Source organism: Neglectibacter sp. X4, assembly GCF_009917365.1.
Taxonomy (GTDB): Bacteria; Bacillota; Clostridia; order Oscillospirales; family Acutalibacteraceae; genus Acutalibacter.
The window spans coordinates 1-16,007 of the sequence record NZ_QWLE01000040.1 but is presented as its reverse complement, the minus strand read 5'-3'; the positions used below and the strand labels follow the sequence as shown (position 1 = coordinate 16,007).

Here is a 16,007-nt window from a genome sequence, read left to right as displayed (position 1 = left end):
TGCTTCGGAGAGAAACAGGTTTAAGGTCAGCTGTTGATAAGTTCCGCCAGCAGAATCTCCTCCGCCTGGGCCTTGCAGCTGTTCATCAGGCCCACCCACTGCATCATGTCGCGGGCTTTCAGTTCCTCGGTCACGCCCGCCGCCTGCGCCAGTTTTGGCATCAGCTGCTCCAATCGGCTGTTCGCGGTCCGGTCGATCTCCAACAGGTGCGGGTACAGCTTCTCGCTCATCAGCAGACGGTTGTAAAGGATGGGCCGGTGATCCTTCAAGTAGGTTTTCCGCATCCTGCCGTACTTGCCAAGGGGCGTTTCGGGCTGTTCTGTCAGTTGCAGGTTGGGAATCAGATAATCCCCGTTCTGAATGTAAGTTAAGGTGTTGTTCATTTTGCTGGCTCCTTTCTTTGTTGGCCTCTCGCTCCGCGTTTAGAATGGTTACGCCGATCTGCCGCAGCACCTGCTGGTTGATCTGGCTGACCGCCGTTCCCAGCGCCCCAACGGTGGCCGGTGTGTTGAAATCGAAAACCGGCATGAAATCCTCGTGGGTGAAATACTGCTCCGGGGCCAGCCCGCAGCGGGACATCAGGGAATAGGCGATGCTGACGGTGGCGGCGGCTTTGAATTGGACTTCGATGTTAAGTTCATCGTACTCCTCCAAAAAGGAATCGTCAACGATGTAAAGGAAGTCCCGCCCGTTGTCCGCCCAGTATTCCCCGGCCAGCCTGCGGGCGATCTCGGTCAGCTGCCCGCCTAAATCATCGCCGCCTACACCATACCAGTTTTCCAGCATGGCGGAGATGGAATCTATATGCCGTTCCTCCATCTTCCAGAGCCAGGGTGTGCGGGAGTGCGGGCGGGTTCCGGTATCGGAAATGTCAAAGACATACCGCAGCCGGGTCCGGTCCCCGGAATCGTCCACCAGGGCGATGCCCTTGGAACCGCGCCGGACATAGCGGCCCATCTTGTCATTCCACAGGTCATACTCCGCACAGGCGGTAGCGTCCGGGCGCTGGGCGTAGATCATCAGCTGGTCATGGAACGGGTATTTGTAAAGCCTGGAGGCTGTGTCCAGAAACCGCATCCACTCATTCCAGCTGGAAGTAAGCTGCACCGCCGCATGGTCGGCCATCTGTGCGTACATCTGCGATTTGGTTGCCATTGTTTTCGGCCCTCCTTTCGGGTTTTGGATAAAAGGAAGGGGCGGCACAGCGCCAGCCCCTCCGGTTTATTGGTTCCTATTCGTCAAAGTCCGGGTACAGTTCCAGACTGTCAAACTCCGCATCCGTCATGGCGCGCAGCTTATGAAGGGCGCTGTCGGTCAGCTCCATCAGCTCCGTTTCCTCCGGCGAGAGATAGCCGCGCATCTCGGTCAGGCTCTCCATCAGTCCGGCGCGGGTTCCGGTGTTGTAAATACACATCAGATTCATTTCTTCAAAGGTAAAGTGTCCCATATCAAAGCTCCCTTTCCGCGCTCTTTTTCGGCGCTGTCTTTTTGCTTTCCTGCTTCGGCTGCTGGTGGAGCTGTTCCACCACCGATTTCCGCTTGTCCCGTTCCTCCCGGTGGACCGCATCCGCCAAATCCATCAGGGAAATCGGCTGGCCGCTCCTGGCTTGCTGTTCCAGCTGGGCTACGGTCGGCTCTTTGGGACCGTTGTTGATGATCCCGTCAATCATGCCGTAATCGTCCTCCATAGACATTTCCGCATTTTTCAGCGGATTTTCCGGCAGAAATCCAGGAACCTCTGTAAAACCAATGCTGTCGCAGTAGTGACAGGATAACGCACCATCCTGCCGGATGGCAACGATGTCGCTGACACTCATGGAGGGGCTGTGAAAATCCACAGGCTTTTGCAGATTGAACTGCTCATATAGTTTTTCCAGCTGCTCCATTTTAGTGCCGGAGCCGCCCAGCGGGGCGGTGTAGATCAGGTCATAATTGCCCCGGTCCACGGGGATGTCATGGGATTTTAGCCAATCCAGATTCATAAACCGCACATTCTGCGGGTCCTCCCGGCTGACCTGATAAATGGCAAAGCAGTCCCCCTCATGGGAGAGAAACGCCTGCTCCCGTTCCTGCTGGTGGTTCTGCCGGTCCTGCACCAGTGCGTCAAAGGCTGGGCTTTCCTCCCATTCCTCGCGGGAAAGGGCAAACACCGTACCGGGCAGCTGGGATTCAAATTCCTCCCGGTCAAAGAGCATTTCCGCGCTGCCGCCGTCCACCACCGCGTACACCGTCAAATCCTGCTCAAACAGTTCCAGCGCCCGCTCTTTGGAGAGTGGCAGCAAATCCCCGTCCTGATAGCCGCAGTTTTTCAGATCGTCCTCCCGCATCGCCGGGTCCGGCATGGGGTATTCATCCAGCGTCTGCTCCGGCGCGTCGGGCAGCTGGGCGGCTTCCGCGGCATGGCCGATGGAATCCAGCGCCTGCGGGTTTTGGCTGGCGGGCAAAAGGGCGTATTCCCGTTCCTGCTCGGCGGTCAGCGGCTGGGGGTAGTCGATACAGCCAAAGGCGGTGATGGAATCCTGTTCCACCTTTACCCATGCGGCAAGTTCGGTGATGGTTTTCCCATCCATCAAAGGGTAGGTTCCCACATCCAGCGATTCCTGGGTAATGTAATAGCGGAACATGGAAGGGTCCTGCTCCGGCAGTTCGGTGGGGATTTTCCAGGAGGATTCCGGTTCAGGGGAAACCTCTGGATTCTCCTTATCGGCCTGCGGGCTTTCCGGCTGTACGGTTTCTTTTCCGGCCTCCGGTTCCGGCCCGGATTCCAGATCAATGCCGCGCTCTTTGCAGACCTCCTGAAAATGGCGGTCAATATCGGCAATCAGCGCACCGGCGGTCTTGTTGATGGTTTCCAGGCTGGCCCGCAGTTCCTTCAGCTCCTTGCCCTGGCTCCAGTTCGCAATGTACCCAAAGCTGTTTGCGCCGGTCTGAATCCCAAAATATTGGCAGACTGCGTAAGAGATGCTCTCGGCCTCCACCTCCTCGGTGCGCCGGTCCTTTTTATGGTCCTGCAAAAACCGCTGGGCGGTCTTTTCGCCGCCGTTAAAGTCCAGGCCTGATTCATCAGTCAGAGGGAGATACCCTTCCTCCGGCAGTTCCAGCGGCTTTGCGGTTATGACGGAACCGGCGTGGTTGACGATAACCCGTTCCTCTACCGCAACCGGCGCGCCGGGATCATCATCGGAACCGCGCAGGTCATAACAAAACAGCCCGTCCGGCAGACTGTCAGCCGAAATTCTGTCATTAGAAAATAGGGCGGGCTGTCCGAACAGTTCCACTTCCTGATACAAGGGCGCGTCCGGGTTGTCCGGCACATCAAAGTTGTGCAGCTTGCTGTGGGCGATCTCATGGACAGCGGCGGAAACCGTCTGCACCTCGCTCATGCCCTGGCGGATGGCGATGCGCTGCTGGCTGGAAGAAAAATATCCGTCCGTATCCGCGTCCATTTCCTCAAACGCAAGGGGAACCGGGGCGGAGCGTTTCAGCGCCTCCATAAACGCCTCAAAGTGCCGGACATTCCCGAACAGGTCCGCCGCCAGGGAGGGCAGGGGCTTTCCGTCCGTCTGGCTCACATCAAACACCTTCACCGGACGGAACAGCGGGATTTCCACCTCTTTTTCCTCCATGACCACCCTGCCGTTTGCGTCCAGCATTGGCGCGTGGGTGTCCGGGTCCAGCTTCTGCTCCTCGATTTTCTTCTTATAGGGGGTGGGCGCAATGATGGTAATGCCGCGCTCGCCCTTCTTCACATGGCGCTCAAACTGGTTCTTCCACTTGTTATAGCCAGCCACAAGGGTTGCGTCCGGCTTCTGCATATAGATCAGCATGGTATTATTGACCGAGTAGCGGTGGAACCGGGACATCACCGACAGATAGCGCATATACTTTTCGCTCTCAAACAGTTCCTTGATGTTCTGCTCAATGCCCTCGGTGATTTCCCGCAATCGCTCCCGGTTGGTAGGTTTCTCTGCCATTTCCTTGTTTCTCCTTTCCAAATCCATGATTTTTGTTAGGTGTTCAGCAATCCATGTTTTTTGTTCCTCGATGCCATCCTCCATCAGAAAGTCCAGAAGATACTCCACATAGTCCTTTTGGTGCAGCGCCTCCACAAAAAGGGGGTGCGGCTCCGCATCCGGGGTCAGGGGCGCAAGGCCGGTTTCCCAGCCCCGCAGCAGATGGGCGTAGTCTGCCAGCGCGCGGAAACACCGCTGTTTTGATTCCCGGAACTTCTGCGCTTCGGACCTTTGACGGACATAGGTTTTCTTCGGGGGCGCCTGGCTGTCATAGAGCAGTCCAAAATCCTGGGCCAGTTTTTCCGCCGCCTCTTTGGGGGAGAGGTTATACAGTCTGGCGGCAAAGTCGATCACATCTCCGTCCGCCCCGCAGCCGAAACAGTGAAAGCGGCGGTCTAATTTCAGGCTGGGCGTCCTGTCATCGTGGAAAGGACAGCAGGCCATACCGTTCCGCTTTACCTCGATTCCATAGTGTTCCGCCGCTTCTCTGGTGGTGATGGACTGCTTTACCGTTTCAAAGACATTCCCGCCCATGCTTATTGACCGGAGGAGGATTTCAACGGCGGCTTATAGCCTGCGGCCCTGGCGCGCTCACTGGCGGCTTTGCGCCGCTTTTCGCTGTACGGCTCCCGGACCGATACGCAGCGTTTGGGGACAATGAAGTTGTGGGCGTCCTTCTTGATGATCTGCTCCGGGTATTTTTCCGCCAGCTGCTCCAGCTTCTTCATCAGCTTGGGGTCATGGGTATAGACCTCTGCCGCAGACTCGGCCTGGTTATAAAGGAGAACCGTTTCCTGTTCCAGCAGCGACAGCTTCATGACGGGCCTCCTTTCCGCTGGCCAAAGTCCAGCTTGAAGTTTACATACTCGCCGGTATCCTCCAAAATCACATCCGCGTCATAGGTTTTACCGGTCTTTTCCGAATAGCAGCCGGTGAGCCTTGCCCGCCCGTCTTTTAAGAGGGCCGCGACAATGGACTTGGTGGGCTGTTTTTTCTTGGCGCTCCACCACTTGCTGTCTTTCCAGATGGCAAATCTGCAAGTTTCGCTTTGGCAGAAAAATCCCTTTTGCGATTCCGTAACATCACTGCCACACCGGGGGCATCTGCCTACTGCTTCGCGGGGCGGAGAGAATAGATACTCGGTCCCCTTAACCACCTGATAGGTTGCCGCCAGCTCCCGCAGCATGGCGTAAATCCCGGACAGAAACTCCTCCGGGGAAAGCTCGCCGCGCTCAATCTCGCCCAGCCGGTACTCCCACTCGGCGGTGAGCAGCGGGGATTGCAGCTGCTCCGGCAGAACCGTAATGAGGGAACGCGCATCGCGGGAGGGCATCAGCTGGACCGTCTTTTTGCTCTTTTTCCGTTCCAGAAAACCGGTGGAGGCCAGCTTTTCCAGAATCCCGGCGCGGGTGGCAGGCGTACCTAATCCCTTGCGCTCGGCGGTATCCGGCATATCTTCTTTACCGGCGTTCTCCATAGCCGACAGCAGGGTATCTTCGGTGAAATGCTTTGGCGGGCTGGTTTTCCCCTCCTTGACGGAGGCGTTGGAAACGGGCAAAGACTGTCCCTCGGAGAGTTCCGGCAGCGTCTTTTCCTCTGGCCCGCCCTCCGGCTCCGGGGCATTTTTCAGACCGGCGTGATAAGCGGCATCCAGCCTGCGCCAGCCGGGGCGCTGAATGGTTTTCCCTTTTGCGGCAAACTCCTGACCGGCGCAGACCAGCGTGGCGGCGGTTTCCTCGTAGAGATGGGGTTCCGCCACCGCGCACAGCAGCCTTGCGGCCACCAGCTCCAGCACCGCTTTTTCCCCCACAGGGAGGGCGGACAGGTCTGCATCACGAAGATTGCGGGTGGGGATCACCGCATGGTGGTCGGTCACTTTCTTATCATTGATGACCGCCTCCGGGTTGCAGACAATGGCAATCCCTTTTCGGAACGGCATCACATTGGCGGTGAGGTTGACCAGCACCGGCAGACCCTCCGCCATATCCGAGGTCAGATACCGGCTGTCTGTCCGGGGATAAGTACACAGCTTTTTCTCATAGAGGTTTTGCAGATAATCAAGCGTTTGCTGGGCGGTAAACCCCAGCAGGCGGTTGGCGTCCCGCTGTAAGGTGGTCAGGTCATAAAGGGCGGGCGGCTTTTCGGACTTCTCTTTCCGCTGCGCCTGTTTCACCACCGCAGAACCGCCCTGGCAGGCGGTTTCCAGCTCTTTCGCGGCGGTTTTGTCTTTCATCCGCGCCCCCACAGCGGTAAATCCGGGCAGTTCCAGCGCCACCGTATAGAACGGCTCCGGCTGGAAGGCTTCAATCTCTGCTTCCCGCTGGACGATAAGGGCCAGTGTAGGGGACATAACCCGCCCGATGTTGAGGGTCCGGCGGTACAGCACTGAAAACAGCCGGGTGGCGTTGATGCCCACCAGCCAGTCAGCCTTGGCGCGGCAGAGCGCCGCCTGATGCAGACCGTCATAGTCCGCGCCGGGGCGGAGGTTTTCAAAGCCCTCCCGGATTGCCGAATCCTCCATGCTGGAAATCCAGAGCCGCTTCATGGGCTTTCTGCACCCCGCCAGCTCATAGACGTTGCGGAAAATCAGTTCGCCCTCCCGTCCCGCGTCACAGGCGTTTACCACCTCGGTCACATCCGGGGCGCACAGCAGCTTTTTGAGAATATCAAGCTGTTTCTTCTTGTCCCGCCCCACGCTCATTTTCCAGTCCGAGGGCAGGATCGGCAGATCGTCATAGCGCCACTTGGCGTACTTAGGGTCGTAGCTGTCCGCGTCTGCAAGCCCCGCCAGATGGCCCACACACCAGCTGACCCGCCAGCCGTTTCCTTCCAGATACCCGTCCTTGCGGGCATTGGCCCCGATCACAGCGGACAGGCTTTGGGCCACCGACGGTTTTTCAGCAATCACAAGGCGCATAATCTTCATCCTCCCATTCTTCCCGCATAGATGTACGCAGTTTTTCCTCAATGCTGTTATCCTCTGTCAGCATCAGGTCATAGCCAAACCGGTAATCATATCGGTACAGTTTTCCTACCAGATCATTGATGAGGATGCGGCAGGCCAGAATGACACGTTTTTTATCCACCTGCATCAGCTGGTAGCGTTGATAATCGCTGTAATAGGACTCATGCCGGTGCGCGCGGCTGTTGGCGTCCTCCAGCAGCCAGTCTACCGGGTCCTGGCAGCCTTCCTCTTTTTCCCCCTCCATATATTTCAGCAGTTCCATCACCATCGGAAAGCTCTGCTCGTCCATGCGGGCTTCTTCTTTCAGATAACCGATCAGGGCGCATAAAAGCAGGCGGGCCGCTGTCTGTTCCCGTTCCGTTAAAGCCTCCATTGTCTTTGCGGCCTCCGGCAGAAGCCTTTCTTCTACAAAAGTTTCCACATCGCCGGAGTACAGCTGGCGGATGGAATCTATGGACAGCGGGGCAGTTGTGTCGCCATCCATAGAAAAGTCATAGAAGTCATCGCTCTGTGCAGGCTTTTTCCGAAGTTTGCGTATCAGGGCAGAAACAATGTCGCCGCCCAGATACACCGCCAGACAGCACAGGTCAAAAACAGCGATGCCTTTTATCAATAAAATAAGATACTTCATTTCCGATCTCTCCTTTCTTTCAGCTGCTTTTCCAGTTCCCGGTGGCAGAATCCCACACAGGGCCTTCCGTAGTTGCCGCAGCCATAGCAGGGGTGGCTTTTGGGTAAAGAAGGAGGGCGGGAAGTTTTCTTCCTGCCCTCCGGTTTCTGTGTCATCATGCGCTCAAAGGGGCTGTCGGTGAAGCGGGTCATTCCGGTTCTTCCTCACTTTCCTCCGGTTCCTCCTCCGCGCCCTCCTCGGATTCCCACAGCTCATCTTCCTCATCGCCGTAGTCATAATCGTCCAGATTGTCTGTGCCTTTGGTTTTCGGCTTGTTCTTCATAAACTTGAAGTAGTAGAGCGCGCCCCCGCCGCCTAACAGGGCCACAACCAAAAGCAGGACAGCCGGATTCATGCCGGACTTTTTCTCCGGTTCCGGCTCCATTGCAGGCGGCTCCTCCGGTTCCGCCGCCTTGCCGGTGCAGCTTGTCATGGTAAAGGTGCAGACCGGGCAGTTCCGGTTGATTGCGCCTGCCTGACATTTCTCGGTGCAGCTGCAAACAGCGGGAGGCTCCTCGCTGTCCCCGTCCTCCATCAGCGCCATCAGGTCAGCTTCGTCTACCTGGTTGAGAAAATGGACGGTGTTTTCTCCCTCGTCATCCCGGTCCACCAGGATGTAAAAGTAGTTGCCGTTTTTGGTGGTAACGGTAATCAGCTGCTTGTTTCCGCCGTAATCGTCCACCAGGGTGGCGTTGCCATCCGGGGTGAGGGGAGGCGTTTCCTCCGGCTGCTCCACCTGTACGTTGGAATCGTTGGTTCCATCAGCCGGTTCCTCGCCGCCGCCCGCATAGGCAGGGACAGAAAAACCGCCCATGAGGACCAGGGCGGTGCAAAATGCGGCCAGTGTCCGCAATAACTGTTTAGATTTCATCGTGATTTTCCTCCTTTTCCTGGATATCGGGTGCAGGCGTTCCCACGCCGGGAATCCCGCCGCTGGACAGCAGCGCGTTCAGTTCCTGCGGGGTCATGCGGACCGCCCGCACCAGCTGGACGATTTGCAGGTTCTCCGCCTCGGTTTTCTGCGCCTCCAATTCCCGCAGCCGGTTCTGGTATTCCGCCAGCTTTTCACGGGTCTTTGCGATCTCCCGGTCAATCCGGTCGATTTTGTTCGATGCCATTTGTAACACTCCTCTCCAATATAATTTAGTTCCAGTTCATCAGGCCGTAGCCCTTGATGCACTGGTAATTCAGGTCATAGCTTTTGATTTTGCAGGCGTCGCCGGAATTGCCCTCCACCGTATAGACCCGGCTCCCGTCTGTGCCGATCACAATGCCGACATGGTCGGCGGAACCGTCCAAATCCCAGTCAAAGAAAATGGCGTCGCCGGGGGCGATGTTGGCATATCCGCGCCCGCCCCATTGTCCATGCGACTGGAACCAGGGTACGCCCTGGGACTGGCAGCCAGCAAAGCGCGGTTCGCTTTTCCCGGCCTGGTTATAGCACCAGCTCACGAAGCAGGCGCACCATTCCACCCGGCTGTTAAAGCCGTACCAGCTCCAATACGGATAGCCGCCCACGTTTCCCACCTGACGCTTCGCCAGATCCACCAGGCCCGGATTGCCGGGGCGGGTCCCGTTTATAAACTCCACGCCGCTCAAATCCTCGGAATTTCCCATATCCGGGGAACCGCCGCCAAACAGCAGCGGCTTGTTGCCCCTGGTGGCGATATAGACCTGGTACATCTCATATTCATCCGGGGTGAGCAGTTCCGGCGCAAGGGCGGAAATCTGGGTGTTCACAAGCTCCACATGGAGGATGTAGTATTCATAAGGGACTTCCTCGCTGGTCGTTTCCCCGGTTTCCGGGTCGGTGCTGGTTTCGGTGCGGTAGCGGATTTCCACCTCCTCGGTCAGTGTCAGGACATATTGGAGGTCAAAGACCCGCTGTAACTGTGCCGCCGCGCTCTGTGGCGTGTATTCATGGAGCAGGGCGCTTAAATAAGCCGCCAGCTCATGGGGATTGTGGCCGATAGGGTCCAGATTGTACCGGTACTCGTCATAGCCTGGGTGCAGGCTCTCCATGTTGTCCAGTTCGGTTTGCAGTTGTGCCTCCTTTGCGGCATAGTCCGCTTCGGTCCCCAGCATATCCTCGTCTTTGGAGGGATAGGTGGAGCCGGACACCGCCGAGCCGATGCTCTGGGCCAGCATGGAGCAGGAGGACAGGGTATTCATCAGCAGGCAGACCAGCAGAAACAGCGCCAGCGCAATCAGGAATCCCTTCTTGTGCCGCATGACAAACCGGCCTGCCTGTTCCGCTTTTTCTTTGACGGACTTTGCCGCCTTGCCGGTCTTGTGCGCGGTCTTGGCAGTATGGCCTGCGGCCTGGGCCGTATGTCCAGCCGTTTGACCGGCGCGTTTGGCGGCGGCATATTCCTTTTTGATGGCCTGCTTTTGCTGCCAGCGGGAAAGGGGGTTGCTGGCAAGCTGGGGGTTCTCCGCCAGGGACTTTTGGTACAGGGCGTTAATGTTTGCTTTTTCCAGCTTTTGCTCCGCCTTTGCCGCTTCGCGGTAGGGTTTCAGTTTATGGCTGCGGTATCCCTCCCGCACCAGCCGCGCACTGACTTCAACAGCCTGCCCGGTCTTGTGCGCCCCTTCCACGCCCACATTGTCCTGTTCGGACTTGCGGATTTCCTTATGCGCCCCGGCAAGCAGCGCGTTGGCCGGAGCGCCCCGTACCGCATGGGACAGCTTGGAGGGCGGCTTTGCCTGTTCCTCAAAGGTCAGTTTCGTTGTTTTCTTTCCGGTATCGGGGTCAATAACGGTCTGCCGGACCTTCTTTTTGGGTATCCTGGCCTGCGCCTTGTCTGCCCGGACAGCTGCTTTCTGTGCGCGGCGGATCGGCTTTTCCAGCGCCGGGTCGGTCCGTTCCTCCTCGGTGAAGCGCAGGCGCGGCTCCTTAATCAAACCATTCCCCCAGCATCAGCGCCTCCATCATATAGAGCAGTTCCACATAGAGGCCCATGCCAGCCGGGGTGTGTAAAGGACGGAGGACCAGGCAGGCATAGACCTGTGCCAGCACATCGGCCAGAAGCTCCGCGCCCCGGCCCTCCAAAACCCTGCCGCCGGTGCCAGGGGAGAGGCAGCACCAGATTTCCGCAAGGCGGAGCAGGCCCGTTTCCCCGTCACGGTTCAGTTCTGCCGCCATGCTCTCCGCAGTACGGCACTCGCTTACCGCGTCCGCCATCGCCAGAAGCAGCTGGCGGCGCTGAATCTCCATCGCCCGCTGCAAAAACAGCCGGGGATTGTGTTTGATTTTCTGTGCAGTCATGATTGCTTTCCCTCCTTTAATTCCTGTAATTTGGTGGTCATAATGCGGTACAGCTCGGTGTCCTTTGGGAACCGGTCGATAAAGGGCAGGATGATGTTGCCGTAGAACAGCAGCCCTTCGCCCTCGCCGGAGTGGGTTACATAGGACAGCTGGTGCGGGGAGATGCCCAGCTGCCTTGCCAGAATCTGCCGGTCCCCGCTTGCCTGGTTGAGCATATACACAAAGTCCGAGTTCTCAAAGATGTTCTCGATCTCCCGGCTGGCAAGCAGGTCCTTGATGTTCTGGGTGATGCCGGTGGGAATCCCGCCCCACTTCCGAAACCGTTTCCAGATTTCAATGGTATAGGCGGCGGTCTGGTCCTCTTTGAGCAGCAGGTGCATCTCGTCAATGTAGTAACGGGTGGACTTGTGGGCGGCGCGGTTGATGGTGACGCGGTTCCACACCTGGTCCTGCACCACCAGCATACCGATTTTTTTCAGCTGCTTGCCTAACTCCTTGATGTCATAGCAGACAATGCGGTTGTCGATGTTTACATTGGTCCGGTGGTTGAACACATTCAGGGAGCCGGAAACATAGATTTCCAGCGCCGTAGCGATGTACTGCGCCTCTTTTTCCTCCTGGGTCAGCAGGAGGTTATACAAATCCTCCAATACCGGCATATTCTCCGGCCTGGGGTCGTTCAGGTAATCATGGTAGACCAGCCGCACACAGCGGTCGATGATGGTTTTCTGGACTGGCTGCAAGCCCTCCTTGCCGCCCACGATCAGCTCGCACAGCGACAGAATGAAGTCGGATTTCAAAGACAGCGGGCTTTCATCGTCCGAGTAGTCCAGGTTTAGGTCCATCGGGTTAATGTAGTCCCCGGAGGTGGGCGAAATCTTGATAACCTGCCCATGCAGCCGTTCCACAAGGGGCGCGTACTCCGATTCCGGGTCGCACACGATGATGTCATCGGTGGTGAGCAGAAAACAGTTGGCGATTTCCCGCTTGGCGGAGAAGGACTTGCCGGAGCCGGGAGTGCCTAAAATCAGGCCGTTGGGGTTTTTCAGCTTCTTGCGGTCCACCATGATAAGGTTGTTGGACAGGGCGTTGATGCCGTAGTACAGCGCCTCTTTCCCGTTCTGGAAAAGCTCCTGGGTGGTAAAGGGGATAAAGATGGCGGTGCTGGAAGTGGTCAGCCCCCGCTGGATTTCCACCTGGTTTTGTCCCAGAGGCAGGCAGCTCATCAGCCCCTCCTCCTGCTGGAAGTCCAGCCTTGCCAGCTGGCAGTTGTACTTCTGGGCGATGCTGGACGCCTGAAAAACATTGTTGCCCAGCTGTCTGGCGGTGTCTGCCGTATTCAGCACCAGGAAGGTCACAAGGAACATCCGCTCGTTGCGGCTCTGTAAATCCTGCAACAGCTTTTTGGCCTCGTTCCCGTAGGTAGCCAGGTCGCTGGGAATGATGTCCATATCGTACCCTGCCCGGACCGCCTTTTTCTGTTCCTCAATCTTGGCCCGGTCCAGGTCGGTGATCTTGCGCTTGACCGTCTTGATGGCCTTTACCTGGTCCAAGGACTGCACATGGAGGCTGACAATCAGGGAGCTTTCCATATCCAGAAAATCCGCCAGCATCCGGTCGTTCAATTCCGGCGCGAGAATCTGCACAAAGCTGACCGCGCCGTACTTTTTCCCCATGCGGAACTGCCTGCCGGTGCGGAACTCAAAGGAAGTGGGGGCGATGAAGTCCTTGGTGGAAAGGCCGGAGGGGGCCAGCCAGTCCCACGAAAAGGAAAAGGGAACCTGTTCGTCCATGTGGAATACGCCATGCAGCTGGGACAGCCGCGCCCGCCCGTCCAGCGGCTCCGCCACTACGCCCAGCCGCTTGAAGTTGTTGAGCAGGTCGGTTTCAATCCGTTCCAGCCGGGGCTTTGCCGCCCGGATGCTGTCCGCGTCAATGCCGAAGGTCAGGTACTTTGTCTTAATCAGGCCGTTGTTCCCCTTTGCCAGCTGGTTTTGCAGCATCTGGGTGTACTCGCTGCGGATGTTGTCAAAATCATCCCCCTGGGGCGGGATGGTGATGGACCGGGCAAAGGTTTCCTGGGACGCGGCCAGGTTGAGGAAGGACAGCTGGAACCGGATGGAGCTGTCAAAGTAGTTGAGGAAATCGCACCAGCCCTCGAAGATGGCGGTCTTATCCTCGTTTTGGGACAGCTGGTAATTGATGTCCTGAAACTGAATGGTCTTGGTATAGTAGCAGCCGGTCACGCGGCAGATGCCGTCCGGCCACATCCGTTCATAGGGGATGCTGTCCTGCGCGGAAATCCCCTTCTGGTCAGTGCGGTTGGCGCGGGAAATGGCGGCTTCGATCTGCTTCCGATCCGCGCGGGAGAGCTTCTTTTTCACCGGCATTGGCCCTTCGCCCTCCGGCCCTTTGCCGTTGGTCCGGTTTTTCTTTGCCGTAAACAATGTCATACACCTCCTTGTCGAGTTTGTCCTGCCGCTCCAATACGGCATAGAAGTTGTTGGTCTGGTAGGGGCGCTGCCGGGGCCGGAGAAAGGATACCCGGAGCATATTTCCGATGATTTTTTCCAGCGGCTGGCCGTTCTTCTCGTACATCGCCAGCAGGAAAAAGGGCAGCATGACAAGCATCATGCACAGGGCGGCGGCGCTGTTCCCGGCTGGCCCCCGAAGCAGAAAGAAAAGCGGCACGCCAATCAGCGCCCCGCCGCCAAAGCAGACTAACTGCCGTTTGGTGAGGTTGAAGGCCACCTTTGTCTTGACCTTCGTTAAGTCTTTGGGTACGGGTACATAAGCCATTTTTGCACACTCCTTTCGTTAGTGGGCCTGGAAGATCGCCTTTGCCATGCTGCCGCTCTTAAAGAGGGTCAGGCAGAGCAGGACGGTATATCCCACACAGGACCAGATGGCGGCAATCGTATCTTCGTCAGTGGCGATGTTCTGCACCAGGACCGCGTAGATTGCCACGCAGACCATAATGAGGAACGCCTGAAAGCCTAACGCCATCAGGGAACGCAGGTAATTCTGCCCCATGCCGCCCCATTCCCTGCCCATCATAGCGGCCATCGGGACCGGCGCGACCGAGGTGACGAGATAGATTTCCAGCATACGGCCATAAATGACGATAAAAATACAGATGGTCAGCGCCCACATGGTAAGGCCGATAAACAGGGACTGGAACCACAGCCCGAACAGCGGCCCCAAATCCATCTCCATGAGCCTTGGCTCCAAATCCGCCATCGCGGAGGAAATGTCGATGGAAGCGTCCGCGCCGATGACGCCGGAAGCCTGGGCCACGATGCCCTGGGCCACATCAAATACGCCCATCACGATATTCCAGGTGTTGGTGACAATGAGGATGGCACAGGCGGTCTTGAAAATCCACTTGAAAAACACAGCGGTTTCAATATCGTGGAAGTTGTTCTTGTCGGTGATGATCTGAATCAGTTCCAGCGTCATTACAAAGGCCAGGATCACGCCTGCTATGGGGAGAATGACCGTTTCCGAAAGGCTTTGGACCATGCTGAAAATACCCGCGTTCCAGCCCTGGGGCGTCTGCCCGATCTGCCCCGATATGTCCGCCACCTGGTTGTTGACCGAATCAAACATACTGGAAAGGTTGCTCATAATGCCGCCCACCAGCATTTCTTTCAGCCAGGTGGTGATTGCATCCAGCAGAAAATCCATACAGTGCTACCTCCTTTCCGCCCCTCCCGCGTCTGCGGGAGGGGCAAAGGTATGGGTGTTTCTGGTGCGGGGATTAGCCGAACAGACCGGAGAGCAGGGGTACAAGCACCATGCCGATCAGGGCAACGCCGCCGCCCGCCATAAGCTGTTTCATGCCCTGGCTCTTGGCCCCAGGATTGTCATTGCCGTAACCTTCCAGCAGGTTGATGACGCCCCAGATACCGAGGCCGGCTCCCAGTGCGATAACGAGGGTCTGCAAAACTTCGATTGCGCTGTTGAAAAATTCCATACTTTAATTTAGCCGGAATCGCTTTGTGGTTAGTGTTGGTTCATAGGCATACAAAAGCCGGACAACAAAACCGCCCTGAATTTTGGGCGGCTCGATTCCGGCTATCCTCCTTCTTCATTTTTTTGTTGAGCTGTCCGCTTTGTACGCCAATGGCCTCAACCGAGGCAGGTTTCAGGGACCCTGGCGGGTAGATAAGATCACTCCTTTCTCGCGGAACGGGATTATTCGCCCTCGGTGTCTACGTCAACTTCAAACACATCGTAGACCTCGTTGGGTTTTGGTTTGAGCCGGGTGGACAGAAACGCTTCAATGTCAAAGGCGTTCTTATCGTCCGCGTCGGCGGTGTACTGGAAATTGGGGTGCCTGGTGATGTCATACTTATCCGACAAAAACGGGCGGACGCCCCGCAGCTGGAGGATACATTTTCCCCCGTCCATCACCGCAAGCTCATCCTGGCTCATCAACTCTTTCCCCAATTTCTGATAGTTGAGAGAGTGGGAGGTTTCCCGCCCCCGGCTCTCCCCGGTGTTGTAAGTGTCAATGGTTTCTTTTCCCAGGGCGGCGGCTAACTCCTTTAAGGTGGTGGGTTCCTTGCCGCCCAGAAAGATGGAAGTGTCCATATTTCCGATGATGGTGTCGGCGTTGTCCTTGTAGATGGCCTTCAGCTGGGACTGCGCCTGCAATACCAGACAGGCGGAAATCTCCCGGCTTCGGATGGTGGCTACCAGCTTTTCCAGCTTTGGAATCTGCCCGATGTTGGCGCACTCGTCAATCAGGCAGCGCACATGGACCGGGAGCCTGCCGCCGTACACATCATCCGCTTTTTCACAGAGCAGATTAAACAGCTGGGTGTAGCACATGGAAATCAGGAAGTTAAAGCTGTCATCGGTATCGCTCATAATGAGAAACAGGGCGGTTTTTTTGTCCCCCAGGGTGTCCAGTTCCAGCTCGTCATAGGCTGTGACCTCCCGCAGCTCGGCAATATCAAATACCGCCAGCCGCGCGCCGCAGGAAATCAGAATCGACTTCGCGGTTTTGCCCGCCGCCAGCTTATATTTTTTGTACTGCCGCACCGCAAAATGGTTGGGCTTCTCGGATTCCAGCGCGTCAAACAT

The 16,007-nt window shown here is 57.1% G+C and carries 16 protein-coding genes; all 16 read right to left on the bottom strand.

The genetic code is table 11. The features are described from left to right. Window positions 1-26 precede the first annotated feature (26 nt). Complete coding sequence (locus tag D1841_RS19245) at window positions 27-383, bottom strand: TnpV protein (protein WP_084384494.1); 357 nt, start codon at window positions 381-383, stop codon at window positions 27-29. Between the two features lie 848 nt (window positions 384-1,231). Further along, window positions 1,232-1,447 (bottom strand): transposon-transfer assisting family protein, encoded by a 216-nt coding sequence (locus D1841_RS12570; RefSeq protein ID WP_016220730.1) that lies wholly within the window; start codon window positions 1,445-1,447, stop codon window positions 1,232-1,234. A gap of 1 nt (window position 1,448) precedes the next feature. Continuing rightward, on the bottom strand, window positions 1,449-4,547 hold the full coding sequence (locus D1841_RS12565) for an LPD28 domain-containing protein (RefSeq protein WP_166554266.1): 3,099 nt from the start codon (window positions 4,545-4,547) through the stop codon (window positions 1,449-1,451). Between the two features lie 2 nt (window positions 4,548-4,549). Then, window positions 4,550-4,831 carry a hypothetical protein gene (locus tag D1841_RS12560; protein WP_004054600.1) on the bottom strand — a complete coding sequence of 94 codons (282 nt, stop codon included), beginning with the start codon at window positions 4,829-4,831 and terminating at the stop codon, window positions 4,550-4,552. Next, window positions 4,828-6,930: a DNA topoisomerase 3 gene (locus tag D1841_RS12555; protein ID WP_160644078.1), complete on the bottom strand. Its 2,103-nt coding sequence runs from the start codon at window positions 6,928-6,930 to the stop codon at window positions 4,828-4,830. The genes D1841_RS12560 and D1841_RS12555 overlap by 4 nt, the downstream gene beginning before the upstream one ends. Continuing rightward, window positions 6,911-7,609 (bottom strand): conjugal transfer protein TraG, encoded by a 699-nt coding sequence (locus D1841_RS12550; protein ID WP_160644080.1) that lies wholly within the window; start codon window positions 7,607-7,609, stop codon window positions 6,911-6,913. The genes D1841_RS12555 and D1841_RS12550 overlap by 20 nt, the downstream gene beginning before the upstream one ends. Beyond that, window positions 7,606-7,800 (bottom strand): hypothetical protein, encoded by a 195-nt coding sequence (locus D1841_RS12545; RefSeq protein WP_004054605.1) that lies wholly within the window; start codon window positions 7,798-7,800, stop codon window positions 7,606-7,608. The genes D1841_RS12550 and D1841_RS12545 overlap by 4 nt, the downstream gene beginning before the upstream one ends. Continuing rightward, window positions 7,797-8,519, bottom strand: coding sequence for a DUF4366 domain-containing protein (locus D1841_RS12540; protein WP_160644082.1), 723 nt, complete (start codon window positions 8,517-8,519; stop codon window positions 7,797-7,799). The genes D1841_RS12545 and D1841_RS12540 overlap by 4 nt, the downstream gene beginning before the upstream one ends. Then, on the bottom strand, window positions 8,509-8,766 hold the full coding sequence (locus D1841_RS12535) for a DUF4315 family protein (RefSeq protein WP_160644083.1): 258 nt from the start codon (window positions 8,764-8,766) through the stop codon (window positions 8,509-8,511). Before D1841_RS12535 ends, D1841_RS12540 begins: the two co-directional genes overlap by 11 nt. A gap of 25 nt (window positions 8,767-8,791) precedes the next feature. Next, window positions 8,792-10,552 (bottom strand): CHAP domain-containing protein, encoded by a 1,761-nt coding sequence (locus D1841_RS12530; protein ID WP_160644085.1) that lies wholly within the window; start codon window positions 10,550-10,552, stop codon window positions 8,792-8,794. Continuing rightward, on the bottom strand, window positions 10,545-10,916 hold the full coding sequence (locus D1841_RS12525) for a DUF3851 family protein (RefSeq protein ID WP_120390782.1): 372 nt from the start codon (window positions 10,914-10,916) through the stop codon (window positions 10,545-10,547). The genes D1841_RS12530 and D1841_RS12525 overlap by 8 nt, the downstream gene beginning before the upstream one ends. Beyond that, the gene (locus D1841_RS12520) at window positions 10,913-13,306 is read right to left on the bottom strand and encodes a VirB4-like conjugal transfer ATPase, CD1110 family (RefSeq protein WP_160644087.1); all 2,394 of its coding nucleotides are present in this window, start codon (window positions 13,304-13,306) and stop codon (window positions 10,913-10,915) included. Before D1841_RS12520 ends, D1841_RS12525 begins: the two co-directional genes overlap by 4 nt. Continuing rightward, window positions 13,230-13,715, bottom strand: a complete 486-nt coding sequence (locus tag D1841_RS12515; protein WP_160644089.1) for a PrgI family protein — start codon at window positions 13,713-13,715, stop codon at window positions 13,230-13,232. Before D1841_RS12515 ends, D1841_RS12520 begins: the two co-directional genes overlap by 77 nt. An 18-nt stretch (window positions 13,716-13,733) precedes the next feature. Further along, a complete protein-coding gene (locus D1841_RS12510) occupies window positions 13,734-14,603 on the bottom strand; it encodes a VirB6/TrbL-like conjugal transfer protein, CD1112 family (RefSeq protein ID WP_016223835.1) in 870 nt (289 codons plus the stop codon). Between the two features lie 73 nt (window positions 14,604-14,676). Continuing rightward, a complete protein-coding gene (locus D1841_RS12505; protein WP_082245259.1) occupies window positions 14,677-14,892 on the bottom strand; it encodes a Maff2 family mobile element protein in 216 nt (71 codons plus the stop codon). Window positions 14,893-15,113: 221 nt separating this feature from the next. After that, a partial coding sequence (locus D1841_RS12500; RefSeq protein WP_160644904.1) for a VirD4-like conjugal transfer protein, CD1115 family occupies window positions 15,114-16,007 on the bottom strand: 894 nt, incomplete at its 5' end.